This is a genomic window from Actinocrinis puniceicyclus (assembly GCF_018283645.1).
Classification (GTDB): Bacteria; Actinomycetota; Actinomycetes; order Streptomycetales; family Catenulisporaceae; genus Actinocrinis; species Actinocrinis puniceicyclus.
The window spans coordinates 14,160-33,528 of the sequence record NZ_JAGSXH010000048.1 but is presented as its reverse complement, the minus strand read 5'-3'; the positions used below and the strand labels follow the sequence as shown (position 1 = coordinate 33,528).

Annotated in this window: 18 protein-coding genes; 9 read left to right on the top strand and 9 right to left on the bottom strand. The window is 72.2% G+C overall.

The annotated features are described in order from the left end of the window. The first annotated feature begins 155 nt into the window (after nt 1-155). Nucleotides 156-1,187: an aldo/keto reductase gene (locus KGA66_RS14990; protein ID WP_312886921.1), complete on the top strand. Its 1,032-nt coding sequence runs from the start codon at nt 156-158 to the stop codon at nt 1,185-1,187. 35 nt (nt 1,188-1,222) lie between these two features. Here the strand turns inward: KGA66_RS14990 and KGA66_RS14985 are convergent, their stop codons facing one another. Together KGA66_RS14985 and KGA66_RS14980 are read right to left on the bottom strand one after the other, a co-directional pair. Continuing rightward, on the bottom strand, nt 1,223-1,894 hold the full coding sequence (locus KGA66_RS14985; protein WP_211468726.1) for a FadR/GntR family transcriptional regulator: 672 nt from the start codon (nt 1,892-1,894) through the stop codon (nt 1,223-1,225). A gap of 118 nt (nt 1,895-2,012) precedes the next feature. Further along, nucleotides 2,013-2,384, bottom strand: coding sequence for a VOC family protein (locus KGA66_RS14980; protein ID WP_211468725.1), 372 nt, complete (start codon nt 2,382-2,384; stop codon nt 2,013-2,015). A gap of 219 nt (nt 2,385-2,603) precedes the next feature. On the opposite strand from KGA66_RS14980, the gene KGA66_RS14975 reads away from it, so the two are divergent. Then, on the top strand, nt 2,604-3,152 hold the full coding sequence (locus tag KGA66_RS14975; protein WP_211468724.1) for an NUDIX domain-containing protein: 549 nt from the start codon (nt 2,604-2,606) through the stop codon (nt 3,150-3,152). 96 nt (nt 3,153-3,248) lie between these two features. Here the strand turns inward: KGA66_RS14975 and KGA66_RS14970 are convergent, their stop codons facing one another. Beyond that, the gene (locus KGA66_RS14970; RefSeq protein WP_211468723.1) at nt 3,249-4,406 is read right to left on the bottom strand and encodes an acyl-CoA dehydrogenase family protein; all 1,158 of its coding nucleotides are present in this window, start codon (nt 4,404-4,406) and stop codon (nt 3,249-3,251) included. 90 nt (nt 4,407-4,496) lie between these two features. On the opposite strand from KGA66_RS14970, the gene KGA66_RS14965 reads away from it, so the two are divergent. Continuing rightward, nucleotides 4,497-5,135: a TetR/AcrR family transcriptional regulator gene (locus KGA66_RS14965; RefSeq protein ID WP_211468722.1), complete on the top strand. Its 639-nt coding sequence runs from the start codon at nt 4,497-4,499 to the stop codon at nt 5,133-5,135. A 101-nt stretch (nt 5,136-5,236) separates the two neighbouring features. Here KGA66_RS14965 and KGA66_RS14960 read toward each other — a convergent pair whose 3' ends face one another. Continuing rightward, nucleotides 5,237-6,028 (bottom strand): hypothetical protein, encoded by a 792-nt coding sequence (locus tag KGA66_RS14960; RefSeq protein WP_211468721.1) that lies wholly within the window; start codon nt 6,026-6,028, stop codon nt 5,237-5,239. Between the two features lie 185 nt (nt 6,029-6,213). Here KGA66_RS14960 and KGA66_RS14955 point away from each other — a divergent pair, with 185 nt between their 5' ends. Next, nucleotides 6,214-6,735 (top strand): DinB family protein, encoded by a 522-nt coding sequence (locus KGA66_RS14955; RefSeq protein WP_211468720.1) that lies wholly within the window; start codon nt 6,214-6,216, stop codon nt 6,733-6,735. Between the two features lie 34 nt (nt 6,736-6,769). On the opposite strand, the gene KGA66_RS31620 is transcribed toward KGA66_RS14955, so the two are convergent. After that, nucleotides 6,770-7,564, bottom strand: coding sequence for a cellulose binding domain-containing protein (locus tag KGA66_RS31620; RefSeq protein WP_211468719.1), 795 nt, complete (start codon nt 7,562-7,564; stop codon nt 6,770-6,772). Between the two features lie 281 nt (nt 7,565-7,845). Here KGA66_RS31620 and KGA66_RS14945 point away from each other — a divergent pair, with 281 nt between their 5' ends. Continuing rightward, nucleotides 7,846-8,940 (top strand): LOG family protein, encoded by a 1,095-nt coding sequence (locus KGA66_RS14945; protein ID WP_211468718.1) that lies wholly within the window; start codon nt 7,846-7,848, stop codon nt 8,938-8,940. A 16-nt stretch (nt 8,941-8,956) separates the two neighbouring features. Here the strand turns inward: KGA66_RS14945 and KGA66_RS14940 are convergent, their stop codons facing one another. Next, on the bottom strand, nt 8,957-9,658 hold the full coding sequence (locus KGA66_RS14940) for a gamma-glutamyl-gamma-aminobutyrate hydrolase family protein (protein WP_369015880.1): 702 nt from the start codon (nt 9,656-9,658) through the stop codon (nt 8,957-8,959). Between the two features lie 49 nt (nt 9,659-9,707). After that, nucleotides 9,708-11,399 carry a DUF885 domain-containing protein gene (locus KGA66_RS14935; protein WP_211468716.1) on the bottom strand — a complete coding sequence of 564 codons (1,692 nt, stop codon included), beginning with the start codon at nt 11,397-11,399 and terminating at the stop codon, nt 9,708-9,710. A gap of 258 nt (nt 11,400-11,657) precedes the next feature. Here KGA66_RS14935 and KGA66_RS14930 point away from each other — a divergent pair, with 258 nt between their 5' ends. Beyond that, nucleotides 11,658-12,200 carry a hypothetical protein gene (locus tag KGA66_RS14930; RefSeq protein ID WP_211468715.1) on the top strand — a complete coding sequence of 181 codons (543 nt, stop codon included), beginning with the start codon at nt 11,658-11,660 and terminating at the stop codon, nt 12,198-12,200. A gap of 31 nt (nt 12,201-12,231) precedes the next feature. On the opposite strand, the gene KGA66_RS14925 is transcribed toward KGA66_RS14930, so the two are convergent. Both KGA66_RS14925 and KGA66_RS14920 read right to left on the bottom strand, forming a co-directional pair. After that, on the bottom strand, nt 12,232-13,431 hold the full coding sequence (locus KGA66_RS14925) for an S-adenosylmethionine:tRNA ribosyltransferase-isomerase (protein ID WP_211468714.1): 1,200 nt from the start codon (nt 13,429-13,431) through the stop codon (nt 12,232-12,234). Continuing rightward, nucleotides 13,431-14,210: an SDR family NAD(P)-dependent oxidoreductase gene (locus KGA66_RS14920; protein ID WP_211468713.1), complete on the bottom strand. Its 780-nt coding sequence runs from the start codon at nt 14,208-14,210 to the stop codon at nt 13,431-13,433. The genes KGA66_RS14925 and KGA66_RS14920 overlap by 1 nt, the downstream gene beginning before the upstream one ends. 171 nt (nt 14,211-14,381) lie before the next feature. On the opposite strand from KGA66_RS14920, the gene KGA66_RS14915 reads away from it, so the two are divergent. From KGA66_RS14915 to KGA66_RS14905, 3 genes are read left to right on the top strand one after another with little or no spacing between them, the layout of a single operon-like run. Beyond that, nucleotides 14,382-15,587: a GAF domain-containing sensor histidine kinase gene (locus KGA66_RS14915; RefSeq protein WP_211468712.1), complete on the top strand. Its 1,206-nt coding sequence runs from the start codon at nt 14,382-14,384 to the stop codon at nt 15,585-15,587. Nucleotides 15,588-15,630: 43 nt separating this feature from the next. Then, nucleotides 15,631-16,299: a response regulator gene (locus KGA66_RS14910; RefSeq protein WP_369015878.1), complete on the top strand. Its 669-nt coding sequence runs from the start codon at nt 15,631-15,633 to the stop codon at nt 16,297-16,299. Beyond that, nucleotides 16,292-19,246: an FAD-binding and (Fe-S)-binding domain-containing protein gene (locus KGA66_RS14905; protein ID WP_211468711.1), complete on the top strand. Its 2,955-nt coding sequence runs from the start codon at nt 16,292-16,294 to the stop codon at nt 19,244-19,246. The genes KGA66_RS14910 and KGA66_RS14905 overlap by 8 nt, the downstream gene beginning before the upstream one ends. The last annotated feature ends 123 nt before the right edge of the window (nt 19,247-19,369 follow it).

The window sequence follows — 19,369 nt, the reverse complement described above, 5'->3', positions numbered from 1 at the left end:
GCCGTTGAGACCCGGGAGGAGAAAGCGTTGCAACGACACCCGCGCCACAAGATGAGCCGCGCACGGCAGGTGCGGCACGACCAAATGCTTCTGGTCACGCTACAGCCGGGGCGGCATGGCCGGCGGCGCGGCGAGCGCGGATCGACGAGTCCGCGGTGAACGCGAACACGAACGTGGGCGGCAGTGCTCCCCGGGCGGCTTCGGCGCGCAGGAGGCTCGGGCGCAGCGGCGTGTGGGTCACCGCCCTGTCGCTCGGCACGGCTCCACTGGGCAACCTGTTCGGCGCGGTGACCGACCGGCAGGCGGCTGCCGTGCTCGACGCGGCGTTCGAGGTCGGCATCGGCTATCTGGACACCGCGCCGCACTACGGCGTGGGGCTGGCCGAGGAGCGGCTCGGCCGCGCGCTGGCCGGTCGGGACCGGGCCGCTTTCACGCTCTCGACGAAGGTCGGCCGGCTGCTGCGGCCGCTGCGGGACGGCGAGCAGCCCGACGCTCAAGGCTTCGTGGACACCCCGCCGCGCGCCCGGGAATGGGATTTCAGCGCGGCCGGCATCCGCGCGTCGCTCGAGGCGTCGCTGGAGCGGCTCGGTCTGGACCGGATCGACGTGGCGCTGCTGCACGACCCGGACAATCACGAACGCGAGGTGTACGAGGCCGGATACGCCGCGCTCGCCGCGTTGCGCGCCCAGGGCGTCGTCGGGGCGATCGGCGCGGGCATGAACCAGTCCGCGATGCCGACCCGTTTCGTGCGCGACTTCGATCTCGACGTGGTGCTGTGCGCGGGGCGCTACACGCTGCTCGACCAGTCGGCGCTGGCCGATCTGCTGCCCGAGTGCGGGCGGCGCGGCACCTCGGTGGTGTTCGGCGGGGTCTTCAACTCCGGCCTGCTGGCGAATCCGAGACCGGGCGCCACGTTCGACTACGTCACCGCGCCGGAGCAGTTGGTGCGCAAGGCGCAGACGATCGCCGCTGTCTGCGCGCGTCACGGCGTGCCGCTGAAGGCGGCGGCGTTGCAGTTCCCGCTGCGGCAACCGGCAGCGGCCAGCGTGCTGGTCGGCTGCCGCAGCGAGGCGGAGGTCCGCGAGAACGCCGCGCTGTTCGCGCACCCGATCCCGGACCTGCTGTGGGCCGAACTGGCCGAGTCGGGACTGGTGGCCCCGGAGGCGGTACGCCTCGGCGGCTACTAGTACCTACTGGTACTGAGCTGAACGGCCGGGCCATATCAGAGCACGGAGGCGAGCCACTGCTCGACGCTGGCGATGTGCACCGTCGCCCAGGAACGCGCCACCTCGGGGTCGCGCGCCTGGAGCGCGTCGAGGATCGCCCGATGCTCGGAGAGGGTCCGGGCCGCGGCGCCCTCCTGGGTCAGGCCGCGCCAGACCCGGGCGCGCGCGGTCGGCGCGGACAGCGTGTCCAGCAGCGAGCACAGCACCGAGTTGCCGGAGGCCGCCGCTATCCGGCGGTGGAACTCCAGGTCGCTGGCGACCAGCTTGTCGATGTCCGGGTTGGCGCCGAGCTCGTCGAGCTGGGCGCGCAGCACGGCGACCTCCTGCTCCTCGATGTGTGTCGCCGCCATCGCCACCGCGGCCGGCTCCAGGATGCGGCGCACCGCGAGGAACTCCAGCACCGTGTTGTCCTGGTGGAAGTCGACTATGAAGCTGAGCGCCTCCAGCAGCAGCGGCGGCTCCAGGCTGGTGACGTAGGTGCCGTCGCCCTGCCGCACGTCCAGGATGTTGATCAGCGAGAGCGCCTTGACCGCTTCGCGCAGCGAGTTGCGCGACAGGCCCAGGTCGGCCGCGAGGTCGGCCTCCTTCGGCAGCCGGTCCCCGGGACGCAGCGCCCCGGTCACGATCATGCCCTTGATCTTCTCGATCGCCTCGTCGGTGACCGCCACGTAGCACTCCCGTCCACCCTGCCGCCGCCCGCAGGGACCTCCCCGGCGGACCGCGCAGCTCACGGGACAAGTATCGCGGTCACCCCGAGCGCACGACAGCGCAACGGTGCCCCGCGGCTCATCCGACGCAGAGGCAGAACGGGTGCCCGACCGGGTCGAGCATCACCCGCCAGCGCTCCGGCTTCGGCTGGTGTTCGGCGAGGGTCGCGCCGAGCCCGACCGCCGCGGCCTCGGCGCGGTCCAGGTCACCCTCGGCGACGAAGTCGAGGTGGAACTGTTGCGGGCGCGCCGGATCCGGCCAGGCCGGCGCGGTGTACGACTCGACCCGCTGGAAGATCAGGCCGGGGCCGCCGCCGCGCGGCTCGACCGCGGCGAACTCGGCCTCGTCGTAGGTTTTCTCCCAGCCGGTCAGCGCCTGGTAGAAGGCGGCCAGCCGCCCGGGGTCCGGGCAGTCGATCGTGGTACCGGCGAGTCTGCTCACCACTGGCATGTCTGCTCCCGTCCGCTCGGCGCGCAAGCCGAGCCGGTCGATCTTCGTTTGTCACGAGACTAACCGCGGGCACCGACAATGACCGCGCGGCGGCGAGCCGATGGAGACGGCACCGCCAGCCATCGAAGCCGGCGATCAGGCTGCCGACGATCCGCACGCCGTCCTCGGCCGCGAGGATCAGGCGCGCTCCACCGGCCGCTTGCGGCTAGGCTGGCCGCCATGATCGAGCAGGTCTCCAGCCGGATCGTGTATCAGAACCCGTGGATGACGGTGCGGGAGGACGGCATCGTGCGCGCCGACGGGACCGCGGGCGTCTACGGGGTCGTCGACAAGCCGCACTCGGCGCTGATAGTGCCGTTCGAGCACGACGGCTTCTGGCTGGTCGAGCAGTACCGCTACGCCGTCGGCGGCCGCTACTGGGAGTTCCCGCAGGGCACCCTGCCGGACCGGGGCGACGGCGAGCCGGCCGCGGTGGCCCGGCACGAGCTTTCCCAGGAGACCGGGCTCAGCGCGGGCCGGCTGACCCCGCTCGGCCGCTTCTTCCACGCCTACGGGATGTCCAGCCAGGCGTGCAACGCCTGGCTGGCCACCGAACTGACCGCGGATCCGCAGGCCGCCGCGCCGGACCCGGAAGAAGCGGACCTGGTGGCGAAGTGGTTCCCGCGCGCACAGTTCGAGGCGATGCTGCGCGACGGGCGCATCGTCGATCTGGCCACGATCGCGGCCTACGGGCTCATGCTGCTCGACGAGCGGGCCGGGAACAGGTAGCGGGCGCCGGAAACAGCGGCGCCGCCGGAACACGAGGGTCCGGCGGCGGCGGCGCCACGCTGATCCGCCATCCGCCAAGGCGGGTCGGACCGGAAGCTAAAGGCCGAGCGACTTGGCGATGATCGTACGCATGATCTCGGACGTACCACCGTAGAGTCGCGATACGCGCGTGTCGGCGTACAGGCGGGCGATCGGGTATTCGTTGATGTACCCGTAGCCGCCGTGCAGCTGGAGGCACTTGTCGATGATGCGGCCCGCCGCCTCGGTCGTGAACAGCTTCGCCGCCGCCGCGTCGGCCGCGGTCAGCCTGCCCTCGTCGAACAGCTCGACGGCCCGGTCGGTGAACGCCTGGGCGGCCTGGTATTCGGCCTCGCAGTCGGCCAGCACGAACTTGGTGTTCTGGAACGCGGCCACCGGCTGGCCGAACGCCTTGCGCTCCTTGACGTATTCGATCGCGAACCGGATCGCCGCCGCGGCCGCCGCGACCGAGCCGACCACGATGGCCAGCCGCTCCTCCACCAGGTTGTGCGTCAGGTACTTGAACCCCTGGCCCTCCTCGCCGAGCAGGTCCTCGACCGGGACCTTCACGTCCTGGAACGCCAGCTCCGCGGTGTCCGAGGTCTTCAGGCCGATCTTGTCCAGCTTCTTGCCGACCGTGTAGCCCGGGGACTTGGTGTCGACGAACAGGATCGACAGGCCGCCGCGGCGGCCCCCCGAGGTGGCCGGCGAGGTGCGCGCGACGACGAGCACGCGGTCGGCCAGCACGCCGCCGGAGATGAAAGTCTTCGCGCCGTTGAGGACGTAGTGCGTGCCGTCCTCGGACAGCTTCGCGGTGGTCGATATCCCCGCCAGGTCGGAGCCGGTGCCGGGTTCCGTCATGGCCAGCGCGCCCATCATCTCGCCTGAGACGAAACCGGGCATCCAGCGCCGCTTCTGCTCCTCGGTGGCGAAGGACAGCAGGTATGGCCGCACCAGATTGGTGTGGATGCTGTAGGCGCCGAACGAGACGCCGGCGCGGGCGACCTCCTCGGCGATGACCATGTTGAACTTGTAGCTGGTCTCGCCGGCGCCGCCGTACTCCTCGGGCACGTTGATCCCGTGCAGGCCCAGCTCGCCGAGGCGCAGGTAGAACGCGCGCGGGACGTGGCCCTGTTTCTCCCACTCGGCGTGGTGCGGGACGACCTCGGTCTCGATGAAGTCCCGGATCATGGACCGGAACGCCTCGTGGTCCTCGTTGTAGATGGTCCGGATCACGGGGGTATGCCTCCTCGCGCGTACAGTCGAACGCTCGTTAAGCTACTCGTCAGTAGCGCGGAATGTCCAGCGCGAAGAAGGAGCGGTCCGATGGTCGCACGCCCCGCGGGGCACCAGGCTCTGCTCGACGCGGCGTCGGCGGAGTTCGCCGCGCGCGGCTATTACGCGACCTCGATCCGGGACATCGCGGCGCGCGCCGGGGTGAGCCTGTCGGCGCTGTACCACTACTACACCGGGAAGCAGACACTGCTCGCGGCGCTGCTGAACGAGGGCATGGACGCCTACTTCGCACTGTGCGAAGATGCGCTCGCGCAGGCGGGACGCGATCCGGCCGGGCGGCTGGCAGCGGTCGTGGGGGCGACGGTGCGGTACAGGGCCGAGCGTTCGATAGCCAGTCTGATCCTGATCAACGAGGCGCGGGCGCTGCCTGAATCGCTGGCATCGGCGTACCGCAACCGGGAGCGGCGGGCCACGGATCTGTTCCGTTCGGCCATCGACGCCGGCATCGCGAGCGGCATCTTCACAACGCCTTACCCGGACGACGCCCGGCGAACGATCATCGCGGCGTGTAACGCGGTCGCGCAGTGGTACGACCCGGACGGTCCAGTCTCGCTGGACGTGCTCGTGGAGAGGTACGTGTCCCTCGCCTACACCCTTCTCGGCTACCGGCGCCGCACGCCTCTGGCGCGGACGAGCACTGCGCCGGTCAATCGGCCGCGCGCCGATTGACACGGCCGTACGACGCGAAACGGGCGCTCGACCCGCTGCTGGAAGCCTGAATCCAGGCAAGCCGATCTGATCTGACACCGCGCCGGCTGATCGCCGCGCGTCTACTCCGCGGAGAAGAACGAGGAAGTCGCGGCGTCCGGGAGGGTGCCGTCGAGGCTGCGGCGCCGGGCCCGGCGCAGGGACTCGAGTCCCGCCAGGTCGAGCGCTTGAGTGTCGGCGCGCGTCTCGGTCACCGCCGACGCGCCGACCGGGACGCCGGCCTGCGACGGCGCGGACGACGACGCGGAGGACGCCGGTTGGGTCGCGGAGGCGCGGCGCACCGAGTAACCGACGGCCGCGGTCAGGCCCGGCAGCCAGCCGAGGGCGGCGCCGAGCAGCGCCATCGTGGCAGCCTGCAGCGTGAGCACGTCACCCGTCGGCGCGCCGGCGGCCAGCGGCAGAGCGATCACGCGCATGCCCGGTGCGGCGGCGTGGTCCACCAGGCCGGCGGCCAGCCCGGCGACGGCGGCGCTGAGCGTGGTCAGGCTCCACACGCCCAGCAGCAGCGAGAGCCGGGCCCGGCGCAGCGCCAGCCCGCCCGCCAGCAGCCGCGCGCCCAGCAGCACGAACAGCGGCCAGGCCAGGTCGAGTACGAGGCCGGCGATCCAGTGCCCGGTGGTCTGCCCGGCCGGGGCGCTGGAGCCGTGCGGGCCGAGCGTCCAGTGGAACACCGACAGGGACTTGGCCAATACGGGCACGCGGTCGCCGACCGGGCGCCCGTCCAGCCCGGCCATCGTCGACCACGTCCACGGATTGCCGAGGGCGGCGGTCAGCAGCAGCACGGTTCCCGCGGCGCAGCCGGCGATCCCCCAGCGGCGGCGCGGCGAGAGGGTCGACAGGTACGTACGGGCCATGGCAAGCAAGCTTCGCCCTGCGTCTGGCCGAATTCAAGACCCGAATCGGTAGTCGCGTGGTTACCGAATCGTGACCATCCGTCCGGTCGCCGCGCACGCTGCGGACCGGCCCGCCCCGCGTCCCAGGTCCCGCACCGGCGCGGCATCTACGCGGCATCGTCGGTGGGCTCTGTCAGGATGAACTCATGACGATCACCATGGACGCGCAAAGCCGCGTCGAGCCGCCGACCGTCGCCGACGAGCGCACCCTGCTGAACGGTTTCCTCGACTACCACCGCGACACCCTCGCCTGGAAATGCTCGGGCCTGTCCGACGAGCAGTTGAAGCTGCGCTCGGTCGAGCCGTCGGGCATGTCGCTGCTGGGCATGCTGCGCCACCTGACCGAGGTGGAGCGCGGCTGGTTCGGCGGGGTGATCGGCGGGGAGGAGATGCCGCCGCTTTACTACGACGACGCGGACCAGGACGGGGATTGGAACCGCCTCGACTCGCTCGGCGCCACCGAGGTCTTCGAGGCGTGGCAGGCCGCGTGCGCCCGCTCGCGCGAGATCGCCGCCGCACGCGAACTGGACTTCGAGGGCACGCACCGGCGCGGCGGGAGTTTCTCGCTGCGCTGGGTCCTGCTGCACATGATCGAGGAGTACGCCCGGCACAACGGCCACGCCGACCTGCTGCGCGAACGCATCGACGGCGGCGCCCTCGGCGAGTGACCGAACGACGCCGCCGTCCGCGCGGCCCCCCGCGCTATGAGCAGGCGACTCCATTGAGGCTGAAGGCGGTCGGCGGCACGTCGCCGGCGTGCCAGGTGCCGGTGAAGCCGATGCCGCTGAGCGTCGCTCCGCCAGCGATCGACGAGTTCGACGGTGTACTGGTGAGCGTCACCGTCTCGCCGGTCTGCGAACCCGACGCGCCCCACACGTAGCCGATGTGCTGGTCGCCGCCGAAGGTGAAGGTCAGCGTCCAGCCGGAAACCGGCGCGGTGGTGGTGTTCGTGATCGAGATCGCGGCGACGAATCCGCCCTGCCACTGGCTCTGCGTGGTGTAGACGACGTGGCAGGCCGCCGCGCCGGACTGGATCGCGACCGTCGCGGTCGCCGTCGCCACCGTCGTCCCGCCGACCGAGAAGCTCACGATCTCCTCGTAGGAGGCCGCGGTGCACGACGCGAACGTGGAGGTGCCGAAGTTGTTGGTGTACTGGCCGCCCGCGGCGAAGTCCGTCGGCAACGCGATCGGGTCGACCACCGGGCAGCCGGCCGGCAGCGTGTTGCCCGACGGGCCGAAGAAACGGCCGTAGGCCGTGACTGTCGCGTTGAGCGGCTGAGCGGTGCAGTTGGTGGCGGTGAGCGTCGCCGAAGCGAACTGCCCTGCCGTCACGACCGGCTGGCTGAACGCGAACGAGTCGATCTGGATCGTGCCGGCGCAGGAGGCCGCGGCCGAGGCGTGGGCTGCGGCCGCCGCGGCCGCGGGCCCGGCGCCGCCGGCCGCCAGCGCGGCGAGGGCGAGCAGCGGCAGCGCCGCGACCTGGATGATGCGTCGCACGGCTCTACTCCTTCCCGGCCGCAGCGGGCCGGATCGGTTCGTCTTTTATCAAGGTTCGATCTCGCGTGTTCCGGTGGTCTTATACACCCGCGCCGCGCGGCCGGGAAGCGCCGCGCGCACGGCCGCACACCGCCGCGGTGACAGCGGCACGTCATCCGGCCGGCCCTCCCCCGCCACCGGCCCGCCGCCGTGAAAGCGCCACGGCCGGGCCGCCCGGGCATCCGGCCGGATTGTGCCGACCGGTACCCGCGACGGGCAGGCGGCGACTACGCTTTGCGACCATGGAAATCGAGTCCCTGGCCGCGTTCGACAACCATCTGAGATCGCATCAGGGCAGCCTCGCCGGCTGCCGTCTGCAGGCGGTCGACCTGATGGAACGCGGCTGGGAACTGCGCACCGCGGACGTCACGGACTCGGTGTTCCTCGGCTGCGCGCTGACCGAGTCCGTGGCCGCCGACCTGCGCCAGCGCGGCGCCATGGTGTTCCCCTGCGCGCCGAACCTGCCGTTCGACCCGTATCGCAAGACGCTGTACACCGCCGACGAGCTCTACGACGGGATAGCGCAGAAACCATATGAGCAGACCCCTGACGCTCTCGCCTACGCGTGGGACTCGGGGCCGCGCGACCGCGAGGACGTGCTCGGCATCGTCCTGCGCGGCCTGCACGACGACTCCATCACCGACGCGCTCGGCGAGTTCCTGGAGGGCCGCCGGACCGTGGCGGTGCTCGGCGGCCACGCCGTGGCGCGCGACTCCTCCGGCTACGAGGCGGCGATCCACCTCGGCAGGACCCTGACACGCGCCGGGTTCACCGTGGCGACCGGCGGCGGTCCCGGCGCGATGGAGGCGGCGAACCTGGGCGCGTACCTGGCGCCGTTCCACGACGGCGCCGTGGACGAGGCGGCCGCCGCGCTGGGCTCCGCGCGCGATTTCACGCCGGACGCCACGGCGTGGGCGCGGGCCGCGTTCGAGGTGCGCGCGGCTTTCCCGCCGCAGCGCGCGGGCGCATCGCTGTCGGTGCCGACCTGGTTCTACGGGCACGAACCGCCCAACGCCTTCGCCACCGCGATAGCGAAGTTCTTCTCCAACGCCGCGCGCGAGGACCGGCTGCTGGCGCGCGCCTCGGCGGGGCTGATCTTCCTGCCCGGGGCGGCCGGGACGGTGCAGGAGATCTTCCAGGCCGCCACGCCCGCGTACTACACGCCGGTGGGCTCGGCCCCGCGGCGGCTGATCCTCGTCGGGATCAACCACTGGACGAACACGCTGCCGGCCTGGCCGCTGCTGCGCGCGCTGGCCTACTCCCGTCCGATGGCGACCACGATCCACCTGGTCGACACCGCCGCGGAAGCCGGGATACTGCTCACCCGGGTGCACTGACCGGCGGCGGCCGCCGTCATCCCGTCGCCTTGACCAGCGCGGTGAACAGCGCCGGATCGTCGCGCACCTCGGGGTGCCACTGCACGCCCAGCAGGAACCTGCGCCGGGGCACCCACGCGGCCTCTATCGTGCCGTCCGGCGCCCAGGCGCTGGCGACCATGCCGCTGCCGAGCCGGTCGATCGCCTGGTGGTGATGACAGGGCACGTCGACGCCCTCGCCGAGCAGCGAACCGGGCAGCGCGTCCGTGTCCAGCCGCACGCGTACCGTGCCGTACACCCCGGGCGCCGGGCGGTGCCGCTCACCGCCGGCCAGGTCGGGCAGGTGCTGGTGCAGCGTGCCGCCGAGACACACGTTGATCAGTTGCAGGCCGCGGCAGATACCCAGTACCGGCAGGTCGACCTGGAGCGCGGCCATCAGCAGCTCTGTCTCCCAGGTGTCCCGGTCCGCCTGAGAACGCTCGGCGAACGGATCCGCGGCGGCACCATAACGCACCGGCTCGATGTCCGGCCCGCCGCTGAGGATCAGTCCGTCGAGACGGCTGACCACGGCCGTGGCCGCGTCGTCCGCGGCGATCGGCAGCAGCACGGGCACACCGCCGGCCGCTGTCACGTGGTCGACGTATGCATGCGGCAGCAGCGCGGCGGGGGTATGCCACACTCCCCAGGCCGCGTGAGTCCGGTAGGCCGTCAGGCCAATCAGAGGCCGCACATCATTCATCATGACAGTGATGCCCACGTGACGGTACGGCTATCCCGGGATTTCTCCGTCATCCGGCGGTTTGCGACCCTTGCGCCGATCCCGCGCTCTCGCGCCCCTGCCTCGCGCCGGGCGCGAACCCGCCGAGCGCGGCGGCGCGCGCCAGGCCGAGCGGCAGGCTGCCCGAACCGGCGATGGTGTCGTGGAACGCGCGACGCGAACCGAGGCCCCGGGACAGGTATTCGTCCCGGATGCGCTCGATCTCCAGGCAGCCGGTCAGGTAGGAAGGGGCCTGGGTCGGCCACGCGCAGTACCGTGACACCTCGCCCTTCGCGGTCCCGGGCGAAAGCGCGCTCTTCTCGGCCATGAACGCCTCGGCCTCCTGCTGCGTCATGTCGCCGCAGTGCAACGCGGTGTCCACGACGATCCGGGCGGCGCGGAAGGCGCGCGCCTCCACGTGCGCCAGTTCGTGGCGAGGGTCGGTGAAGTAGCCCTCGTCGCGCATCACCGTCTCGACGTAGAGCGCCCAGCCTTCGGAGAAGTAAGGGGTGCGATGCACCTTGCGCAGGGTGCGCGGCGAGCCGGCGGACCAGGAAAGGTGCCAGTGATGGCCGGGGTACGCCTCGTGCACGGCGATCGTCGGGATCTGGGCGCGGCTGTTGGTGGCCAGGCGCTGGCGCACCTGATCCTCGTTGAAGTCCGCGGGCGCGTAGGGCACGAAGAAGTGTCCGGTGCGCGACGTGGTCAGCGCGGGCGGGGGCATGTACGAGGCCACGGCCAGGATCGGACGCTGGAACTCGGGCGAGGGCACGACCCGGCACTGTTCGCCGTCCGCGAACGTGACGATGCCGCGCTCTCGGGCGAAGGCGCGGGCCCGCTCGGTTTCGGCCTCGTATTCGGCGCGCATCGCTTCGAGGGTCGGCGGGTGGTCGTCCTGGAGCGTGGCGATCAGGGCGCGCCAGTCCGCGCAGTCGCCGGTGATCGCACGCGAGAGCCCGCGCAACTCCACGTCGAGGGCGTCGTAGGCGCGCCGCCCGCGCTCGTGCAACTCGGCCGCGCCGTAGCCGAGCATTTCCCGTTCGGTCAGCAGCGCGGAGTAGAGCCGCTCGCCCATGCGCCAGTCGCCGTGCGCCCTGCCGCGCAGGTCCTCCAGGAAAGCAGTGGTCTGGTCGAACGCGGCCGCCGCCGGTTCGGCGGCCTGCCGGACGCGCTCGGCAAGCCGCTCGTCGCCGACCAGACCCGGCAGGGAGGAGGTGAGGAACGCGCGCGCGGTGCGCGACTGGCCGGCGCCGCGTTCGACGATGAGCGGCGCGGCCAGCTCAGGGTCCAGATTGCCGCGGCAGGCGGCCAGCACCTCGGGAATCTCGGCGAGCTTGCCGAGCGTGTCCTCGACCAGGTCGGGTTCCGGGTGCAACCGGTGCACATACGGCATCAGCAGGCTGAACAGGGCTGTGGACAGATACTCGGCGGGGTCGCGCCGCCAGCTCGGCCACTCGGCGAGCAGCCGCCGCCCGCGCAGCTGGGACACCGCGAGCTGCCGGTCGATCTCGTCCTCGAGTCGGTCCGCGGCGGGCACCGCCTCGAACCGCTCCAGCCACACGCCCGCTTCGCGCTCGCGCCGCATCTGGGCGTGCGCGCCGAAATCGCCCAGCCTGCCGTCGTACCCCGCGGCGCCGAGCATCTGGGCCAACGCCGGATTTTCGGAGAAATACCAGGTCAGATAGCTATCGATCAGTTGCGGCAGGGAAGGGCTCGCATCCATGGGGTGATCCTTGCCGCACCTGGACGGGTATGCAAGCCCCGAGCGCCCCTGACTCAGACTCCTTCAAAGCGCGGCCGGCCTCGGCCGCACCTAGGCGGTGTTGGGGAATGTATCAAGGCAACGATTCGACCGCCGCTTTGCCGGATTCGCCCCTTGAGGCATTCCCCAACACCGCCTAGGACGCGCCGCGAAGGCGGGGTCTCCCTGGACTGGTGTGCGAGCGCATACAATGCCCAATCCAAAGGGAGGGGTGGCAGCGTGGAAGCCCAGGACGGCCCGGCAGCCGGAACCGAGCGCGACGACGGTTCGAACCAGGCGCCCGGCCGAGATGACGCGTCCACTGCGGACGAGGCCGCTGCGCCACCGGACCCGCAACCCGCCGGGGAAGCCGCCGGGCAGCCCGCCGCGGAGACCGCCGACCAGGGCGGCGACCAGGGCGGCGACCAGGGCCCGCACGAGGCCGCGGCCCCGCGCGGCCCGCGACCGGTCACCGGCGGCATCGGCTGCGCGGCGCTGCTGCTGCCGCTGGTCGCGGTGGCCGGGGCGCTGCTGTGTTTCGCCGCCGGGATACTGTCCACCGTCACCGGTTGCACCCCCAACGGCTCGGCACTGTGTTCGGCCAACGGCGCGTGGGCCGAGTTCGCCCTGCCGCTGTTCGTTTCGCCGCTGGCCGCGGCCGCCGCGGCGATCGGGGCGGTGACGGTACGCCGGCACCGCTCCACCTGGTTGGCCGTCGGCTACGGGATCGTTTTCGTCGGCATCGTCGTGGGCCTCGCCGCGGCCTCCACCGGCTCGAACTGAACGGGTCTGTGCCGGTTCGGCGGCCGCCGCGTCAGCGCGCGCGGCCGGCCAGCAACAGGTTCACGTCTCCGAACTCGTGCCATAGGTAGCGTTCCCGAATCGCCTCGGCGTAGCAGAGGTCCAGCAGCGGGCGGCCGGCCACGGCCTCCAGCATCAGCAGGTGCGAGGCACGCGGCTCGTGCCAGCCGGTGAGCAACCCGTCCACGGCGCGAACGCCGCGGTGCGCAGTGATGATCAGCTCGGTCCAGCCGTCGGCGGCGTGCACTCGGCCGCGCGCATCCGCCGCGCTCTCCAGCGCCCGCACGGCCGTGGTGCCGACCGCGATGACCCGACCGCCCCAGTCGTGCACGTGGTTGACCAGGCGGGCGGTGCTGTCCGGCACGCGGTAGCGCTCGGCATACGGCGCTTCGTGCGCCTCGGGTGACGCCAGCCCGGTGTGCAGCGTGATCGGCGCGACGAGGATGCCGCGGGCGACGAGCGCCGCGACCAGCTCGGGCGTGAACGGGCGCGCGGCGCTGGGCATCTCGCTGCTGCCCGGTTCCGCCGCGAACACGCTCTGATAAGCGGACAACGGCCAGTCCCGGTCGACATACGAATATCGGATCGGCTTGCCGTGGTGGCCGAGGTATTGCTGCACCGGATCCGCCGAAATCGTCGAGCGCCGCGCTCCCGGTTCGCCGCCCCTGCTCGGGAACCGAAAGCGTGCATACCAGAGCCGCTGCGTGAAGGCCGCCGCCAGTTCGAGCGAGGCGTCGCCGGGCAGCGCGATCCGCAGGCCGGGCCGGGCCGGAGAGGGCACCGCCGGCGTGTTCGATTGCGCGGGTGTCCCGGTGAATGCGTAGGGAACGCTGCTGCCCGCGCGTGGCCGGCGCAGTTCGACCAGGTGCTCCCCTCCAGCGCCTGGTCGCGCCGCCGACACGTGCACCGCCACCGGCGTACCGTCCGGAAGCGTGCCTTTGAGGGCCGCGGGGAGCGTAGCGGAGTTGTTTACTATCAGCAGGTCTCCCGGCCGTAGCACCTGTGGCAGGTCAGCGACCGTGTGGTGCGAGAGGTTCAGCCTGGTGCGTTCCCCGACCAGCATGCGTGCCTCGTCCCTGCGCAGCCCGCGCGCCTCGGCGGGCGCATGGGCTGAAAGCTCGTCGGGCACGGAGAAATCGAAGTCCGTGCGTATGGTCGCGCCTGCTCCGGTGCTGGACTCCCACGGAGACGCGCCGTCACGAATCAGCATCATCAGACGGACTCCTTGATCGTCGCCAGCAGGTCGACGGCGCGGTAACGACCGGACGGCGGCCAGTCGCGCAGCAGCAGGCGAAACGCCGGGATGACTGTTTCGGGTAGCGGACGGTCGGAGATGTCCTCGCCGGGGAACGCCTCCTCGTGCATCCGGGTGCGCATATCGCCGGGATCCACGGCCCACACGCGCAGTCGCGGCTCTTCCACGGCGAGCACGGCGGAGGCGTGGTCCAGTGCCGCTTTGCTCGCGCCGTAGCCGCCCCAGCCCGCGTACGCCTCGGCGGCCGCGTCCGACGAGAGGTTGATGACCGCGCCGCCGCTGCGGCGCAACTGTGGCAGCACCAGCTGTGTCAGCGCGATCGGTCCGAGCACGTTGACCTCGAAGGTTTCCAGCAGACCGGTCAGCGGGAACGCGCCGAGGGTGGGCAGTGCGGCGCCGTCCAGATCGAAGCCGGTGAGAGTGGAGGCGTTGTTGACCAGCAGGTCGGCGCCGCCCAGCTCGGCGGCGGCCTCGGCCAGCGCGACGCGGTGGTCGTCGTCCACGACGGAACCGGCCAGTGCGGCGATCCGCGTGAGCGCGGACAGCTGCGCGGCGGCCTCGTCGAGCTGCGCCGCGCCGCGCGCGGTGAGCACCAGGTTCCAGCCGTCCTCGGCCAGCGCCCCGGCCAGTGCGCGCCCCAGGCCGCGGGAGGCGCCCGTGATCAGCGCGACCGGCTTGCGCGGGCCGGCCGCGCCGATGGTCTTTGCCGCCTGTGGCGTGGTGCGTGTCAGTGGCATTGTGCGTGTCGGTGTGCGTGTCGGTGTTTCCGTCATGGCTCGACTCTCGCCCCGGCGGCCCGGCGCGCGGATCGGTCGGCCGACCGGACCGCGGCTCGTCCATGGGTCCTAGGACCTCGGACGCAGCAGCGGCCGATCTGCGGATCCGGGGCGGCGCGCTACGGTGGACGGGTGTCCACCACCGCAGACCGGTCGCAGGCTCTGGCCACGCTGCACGAGCTGAGCCAGGCGGTGCTGACCATCAGCAGGCACCTGGACACCGGGGAGGCGCTGCGCCGCATCGTGCGCGCCGCGCGGGAGCTGGTCGGGGCCGAGTACGCGGCCTTGGGCGTGCCGGACGGCGCGGGATCGTTCGCGCGCTTCCTCGTGGAGGGGATGACCGACGAGCAGTGGGCTGCGATGGGTCCGCTGCCGCGCCAGCACGGGATGCTCTCGGTGATACTGCACGATCCGCGGCCGCAACGGCTCGACGACATCACCGCGGACCCGCGCTTCGCCTGGTGGCCGGCGGCGCATCCGAGACTGACCGCGTTCCTGGGCGTGCCGATCCGCGACTGCGACGAGATCCTCGGCGCGCTGTTCCTCGGCAACACCGCCCCGCCAGGGAACGGGCGCGGCTTCACCGAGCAGGACGAGGAGTTGCTGACCGTGCTGGCGGCGCACGCTGCCATCGCGCTGACGCACGCCCGGCTCTACGAACGGGAGCGGGAGCTGGCGATCGCCGAGGAACGCACCCGCCTGGCGCGGGAGCTGCACGACGCGGTGGCGCAGAAGCTGTTCGCGCTGCGGCTGACCGCGGAGGCCGCGGGCGGGCTCGTGGACAGCGATCCGCGGCGCGCACGCCTGCACCTCGGGCAGATCTCGGCGCTGGCGAAGGACGCGGCCGAGGAGTTGCGCGCGGCGGTCGGCGAGCTGCGCCCCGCCGAGCTGGACGAGGACGGGCTGGCGGTGGCGATGCGCAAGCAGATCGACGTGCTCGACCGGGCGCAGCAGTCGCGCGGCGGGCCCCGGGTGACTTTCCGCGACGAGCCGATCAGTGCTCTGCCTCCCGCGCACGAGCAGGTGGTGCTGCGGGTGGCGCAGGAGGCGCTGCACAATGCTCTGCGACACGCGCGGGCCAAGCGGATCGAGATCACGCTCGGCCCGCTGCCGCGGGGCGGAGCGCGCCTGTCCGTGGTCGACGACGGCGTCGGGTTCGAGACGCAAGCCGGCGCGGGTGCGGGCGCGGCCACGAACGCGAACGCGGCCGAGCGGGGGCTCGGACTGGCTTCGATGCGGGAGCGTGCCGATTCCGTCGGCGGGCGGGTACTGGTGACCTCCGCCCCGGGCGAGGGCACCGCCGTTCGGTTGGAGGTGCCCGGTGGCCGGCCCGCCTGAGGACCAGATCCAGGTCCAGGACCAGTACCAAGAACAGGACCAGATCCGGGACCGGGACGCCGGGCGGCGCGCGGGCGCCCCGGGTAAGATCAGCGTCCTGATCGCAGACGACCATCCGATGGTGCGGCAGGGCCTTCGGGTGTTCCTGGAGCTGCAACCGGACATCGAGGTGGTCGCGGAGGCCGGGGACGGCGCCGCGGCGGTCCGGCTGGCGCAGCGGCTGCGCCCGGACGTGGTGTTGCTGGACCTGGTGATGCCCGGCGTCGACGGGGTGAGCGCGATGGAGCTGATGGCCGAGGCCGCCGTCGAAAGCAGAGTGCTGATCGTCACCAGCTTCGGCGAGTACCGCACGGTGGTGCCCGCGATCCGGGCCGGGGCCCGCGGATACGTCTCGAAGCAGGTCGAGCCGTCGGCGCTGGCGGCGGCGATCCGCGCGGTGGCCGCGGGGCACGTGTTGCTCGGCCCGGAGGTGGCGGCGGCGCTGCTGGGCGCCGACGCGCCGCGGGGCGAGGGCGACGGCGGCGATCCACAGCTGACCACACGGGAACGCGAGGTGCTCGACCTGATCGCGCGCGGACGCTCGAACCGGGAGATCGCCAGGGCTCTGACCGTCTCGGAGAAGACGGTCAAGACGCACGTGTCCAACGTGCTGATGAAGCTCGGCGTGGCGGACCGCACACAGGCGGCGCTGTGGGCGGTGCGGCATGGCTGAACGCGGAAACGCGGCTGAACGCGGCGGTACGGCGGCGTCCGTCGAGGCCGCGCTGCGCGCCGCGGTGCGCGGAGAGGTCGACTTCGGCTCCGGTGCCCGCGCGGTCTACGCCACGGATTCCTCGAACTACCGGCAGGTGCCGATCGGTGTCGTGTTCCCGCGCGACGAGGCCGACGTCGTCAGCGCGCTGAGAACGTGCGCCGAGCACGACGTGCCCGTGATCGGCCGCGGTGGCGGGACCTCGCTGGCCGGGCAGGGCTGCAACGAGGCGGTCGTCGTCGACTTCAGCCGCCACATGACGGCGATCCTGGACCTGGATCCGCAGGCACGCACCGCCCGGGTGCAACCCGGAGTCGTGCTCGACGATCTGCGCCGGGCCGCCGAGGAGCACGGTCTGACCTTCGGCCCGGATCCGGCGACACACGCCTGGTGCACGCTCGGCGGGATGATCGGCAACAACTCCTGCGGCACGCACGCGCTGTTCGCGGGCAAGACCGTGGACAACGTGGAGCGGCTGCGCGTCGTGGCGTACGGCGGCGCCCAATACGAATTCGGGTCGTACGACGAGGAGCAGTACGCGAGCCTGGTGCGGGCCGGGGCGCCGGAGGCCGGGCCGCTCGGGTCGCTGCGCGAGCTCGGCAGGCGGTATGCGGGCCTGGTCGCCGACCGCTTCCCCGACCTGCCGCGCCGCGTGTCAGGGTTCAACCTCGACCAGATCCTGCCCGGCCGGCCGCTGCACGCGGCCCGGCTGCTGGTGGGCACCGAGTCGACCTGCGTCCTGGTCACCGAGGCGAGCGTGCGGCTGATCCCGAGTCCGGCACACCGGCGCCTGGTCGTACTCGGGTACCCGAGCGTCTTCGAGGCCGCCGACGCCGTCCCCGCGGTGCTGGGCACGGCGGGCGAGAGGCTGATCGGCCTGGAGGGCTTCGACCTGGCGCTGGTCCGGCAGATGCGGGCGCACCGGCTCAACACCGAGCAGTTGCGTCTTCTGCCCGACCTCGACGCGGCGCTGGAGCGGGGCTCCGGCGGCTGGCTGCTGGCCGAGTTCGGTGCGCACAGCGCGGCCGAAGCCGACGCGCGGACCACACGCTTCGTCAGTGGCCTGCCGGCGTGTGTCAGCGTCCTGAGACTCGACGATCCGGCGCGGCAGCGCGAGGCTTGGGCGATCCGCGAGTCAGGGCTCGGCGCCACCGCGCTGCGCGAGAGCGGCGGACACAACATGGAGGGCTGGGAGGACGCCGCGGTGCCTCCAGACAAGCTGGGCACCTACCTGCGCGCGATCACGACGCTCTGGCGCGAGTACGGCTATGAAGGAGCCTGGTACGGGCATTTCGGCCAGGGCTGCGTGCACACCCGCAACAACTTCGACCTGCACACCCCGGCGGGACTGAGCGCGTACCGCAGGTACGTCGAACGGGCGGCGGACCTGGTCGTCTCCCTCGGCGGTTCGCTCTCCGGGGAACACGGCGACGGCCAGTCGCGCGGCGAATTGCTGGAGCGGATGTACGGGCCCGAACTGGTCGATGCGTTCCGGCAGGTGAAGGCGGTGTTCGATCCGCGCGGCCGGATGAACCCGGGCAAGGTGGTCGATCCCTATCCCCTGGACGCGAACCTGCGCTTCGGCCCGGACTATCGCAGCAGTGCCCTGCTTCCCGGTTTCTTCCCGTTCGCCGACGACGAGGGCTCTCTGCAGCAGGCGGCGGAGCGCTGCGTCGGCGTGGGCCGCTGCCGCCGCGACGACGCGGGGGTCATGTGCCCCTCCTACCGGGTGACGCGCGACGAGCGGCACTCCACCCGCGGGCGCGCGAAGCTGCTCGTCGAGCTCTTCCAGGGCGAGGTCACCCCTCAGTCCTGGCGCAACGAGGACGTGCGCGAGGCACTGGACCTGTGCCTGGCGTGCAAGGGCTGCGCGGTGGACTGTCCGACACACGTGGACATGGCCACTTACAAGGCGGAGTTCCTCGCGCAGTACTACCGCGGACACGCGCGGCCCCGCGAGATGTACGCACTCGGCCTCATCCCGTGGCTGGCCCGCGTCGCCACGCGCATGCCGCGTCTGGCCAACGCCGCGCTGTCGGCGCCGGGTATCAGTGTACTGTTGCGGCGTGCCGCCGGTGTGACCACGCGGCGTCCAGCGCCGCGATTCGCCGAAACCGCGCTGCGACGGCACTCCTGCATCCGCGGTGCTGCCGGGCCTTCGCCCGACGCCGCGACCGTCGTGCTGTGGCCGGACACGTTCACCGACGCCTACCGTCCGGGGCTGGCCCTGGCCTGGAAGGCGGTGCTCGAAGCGGCGGGAGAGACGGTCGCGGTCCCGACCTCCTGGGCGTGCTGCGGGCGCCCGCTCTACGACACCGGGATGCTCGACCTGGCTCGGCGCGCCCTGCGCCGCCTGCTCGACGTGCTCGAGGTCTACATCGCCCGGGGCACACCGGTCGTGGTCCCGGAACCCAGCTGCCTGGCGACGTTCCGCGACGAGCTGCCGAAGCTGCTCGGGGACGACCCGCGGGCCGACCGGTTGGCGCGGCTCGCCCGCTCCCCCGCCGAACACCTGCTCGCGACGGGAGCGCACACGAGGCTAGCCCGCGCCGCCGGGGCGCGGCGCGTCGCGGTCCATCCGCACTGCCACGCGCGCGCGGTCCACGCCGCCGAGGCCGATCGGCGGCTGTTGGACGCGCTCGGCTACGACGCGATCATGCTCGACGCGGGATGCTGCGGCCTGGCCGGCTCATTCGGATTCAGCGCGAAACACGAACCGGTGTCGCGCGCGATCGGGCGGCGGCAGTGGTTGCCGAAGCTCCAGTCGGACGGCGACGACCGGACACTGGTGATCGACGGCTTCTCCTGCGCGACCCAGTACGCGCACCTCGCGCCGCAGGGCTCGCCCGCCCCGACGACGCTGCCCGAGTTGCTGCTCGGCGAACCTGGCACGCCGCGCGCCGGGTGACTCGTCAGCGGGTTGACGGACCGGCCTGGGCTGGGCTGGCCTGGGCTGGCCTGGCCTGGGCTGGCCTGGGCTGGCCTGTGATGCGGCAGCGAGACGGCCGCGGGATGTCCGCTCCGGAGGCGG

Excerpts from the sequence above, each read along its gene's own strand:
- KGA66_RS14965 (WP_211468722.1), top strand. The coding sequence starts at position 4,497 with ATGGTCGCACGCCCCGCGGGGCACCAGGCTCTGCTCGACGCGGCGTCG.
- KGA66_RS14935 (WP_211468716.1), bottom strand. The coding sequence starts at position 11,399 with ATGGATGCGAGCCCTTCCCTGCCGCAACTGATCGATAGCTATCTGACC.
- KGA66_RS14980 (WP_211468725.1), bottom strand. The coding sequence starts at position 2,384 with ATGCCAGTGGTGAGCAGACTCGCCGGTACCACGATCGACTGCCCGGAC.
- KGA66_RS14945 (WP_211468718.1), top strand. The coding sequence starts at position 7,846 with ATGGAAATCGAGTCCCTGGCCGCGTTCGACAACCATCTGAGATCGCAT.
- KGA66_RS14905 (WP_211468711.1), top strand. The coding sequence starts at position 16,292 with ATGGCTGAACGCGGAAACGCGGCTGAACGCGGCGGTACGGCGGCGTCC.
- KGA66_RS14955 (WP_211468720.1), top strand. The coding sequence starts at position 6,214 with ATGACGATCACCATGGACGCGCAAAGCCGCGTCGAGCCGCCGACCGTC.
- KGA66_RS14925 (WP_211468714.1), bottom strand. The coding sequence starts at position 13,431 with ATGATGCTGATTCGTGACGGCGCGTCTCCGTGGGAGTCCAGCACCGGA.
- KGA66_RS14940 (WP_369015880.1), bottom strand. The coding sequence starts at position 9,658 with ATGAATGATGTGCGGCCTCTGATTGGCCTGACGGCCTACCGGACTCAC.
- KGA66_RS14960 (WP_211468721.1), bottom strand. The coding sequence starts at position 6,028 with ATGGCCCGTACGTACCTGTCGACCCTCTCGCCGCGCCGCCGCTGGGGG.
- KGA66_RS14975 (WP_211468724.1), top strand. The coding sequence starts at position 2,604 with ATGATCGAGCAGGTCTCCAGCCGGATCGTGTATCAGAACCCGTGGATG.
- KGA66_RS14920 (WP_211468713.1), bottom strand. The coding sequence starts at position 14,210 with ATGCCACTGACACGCACCACGCCACAGGCGGCAAAGACCATCGGCGCG.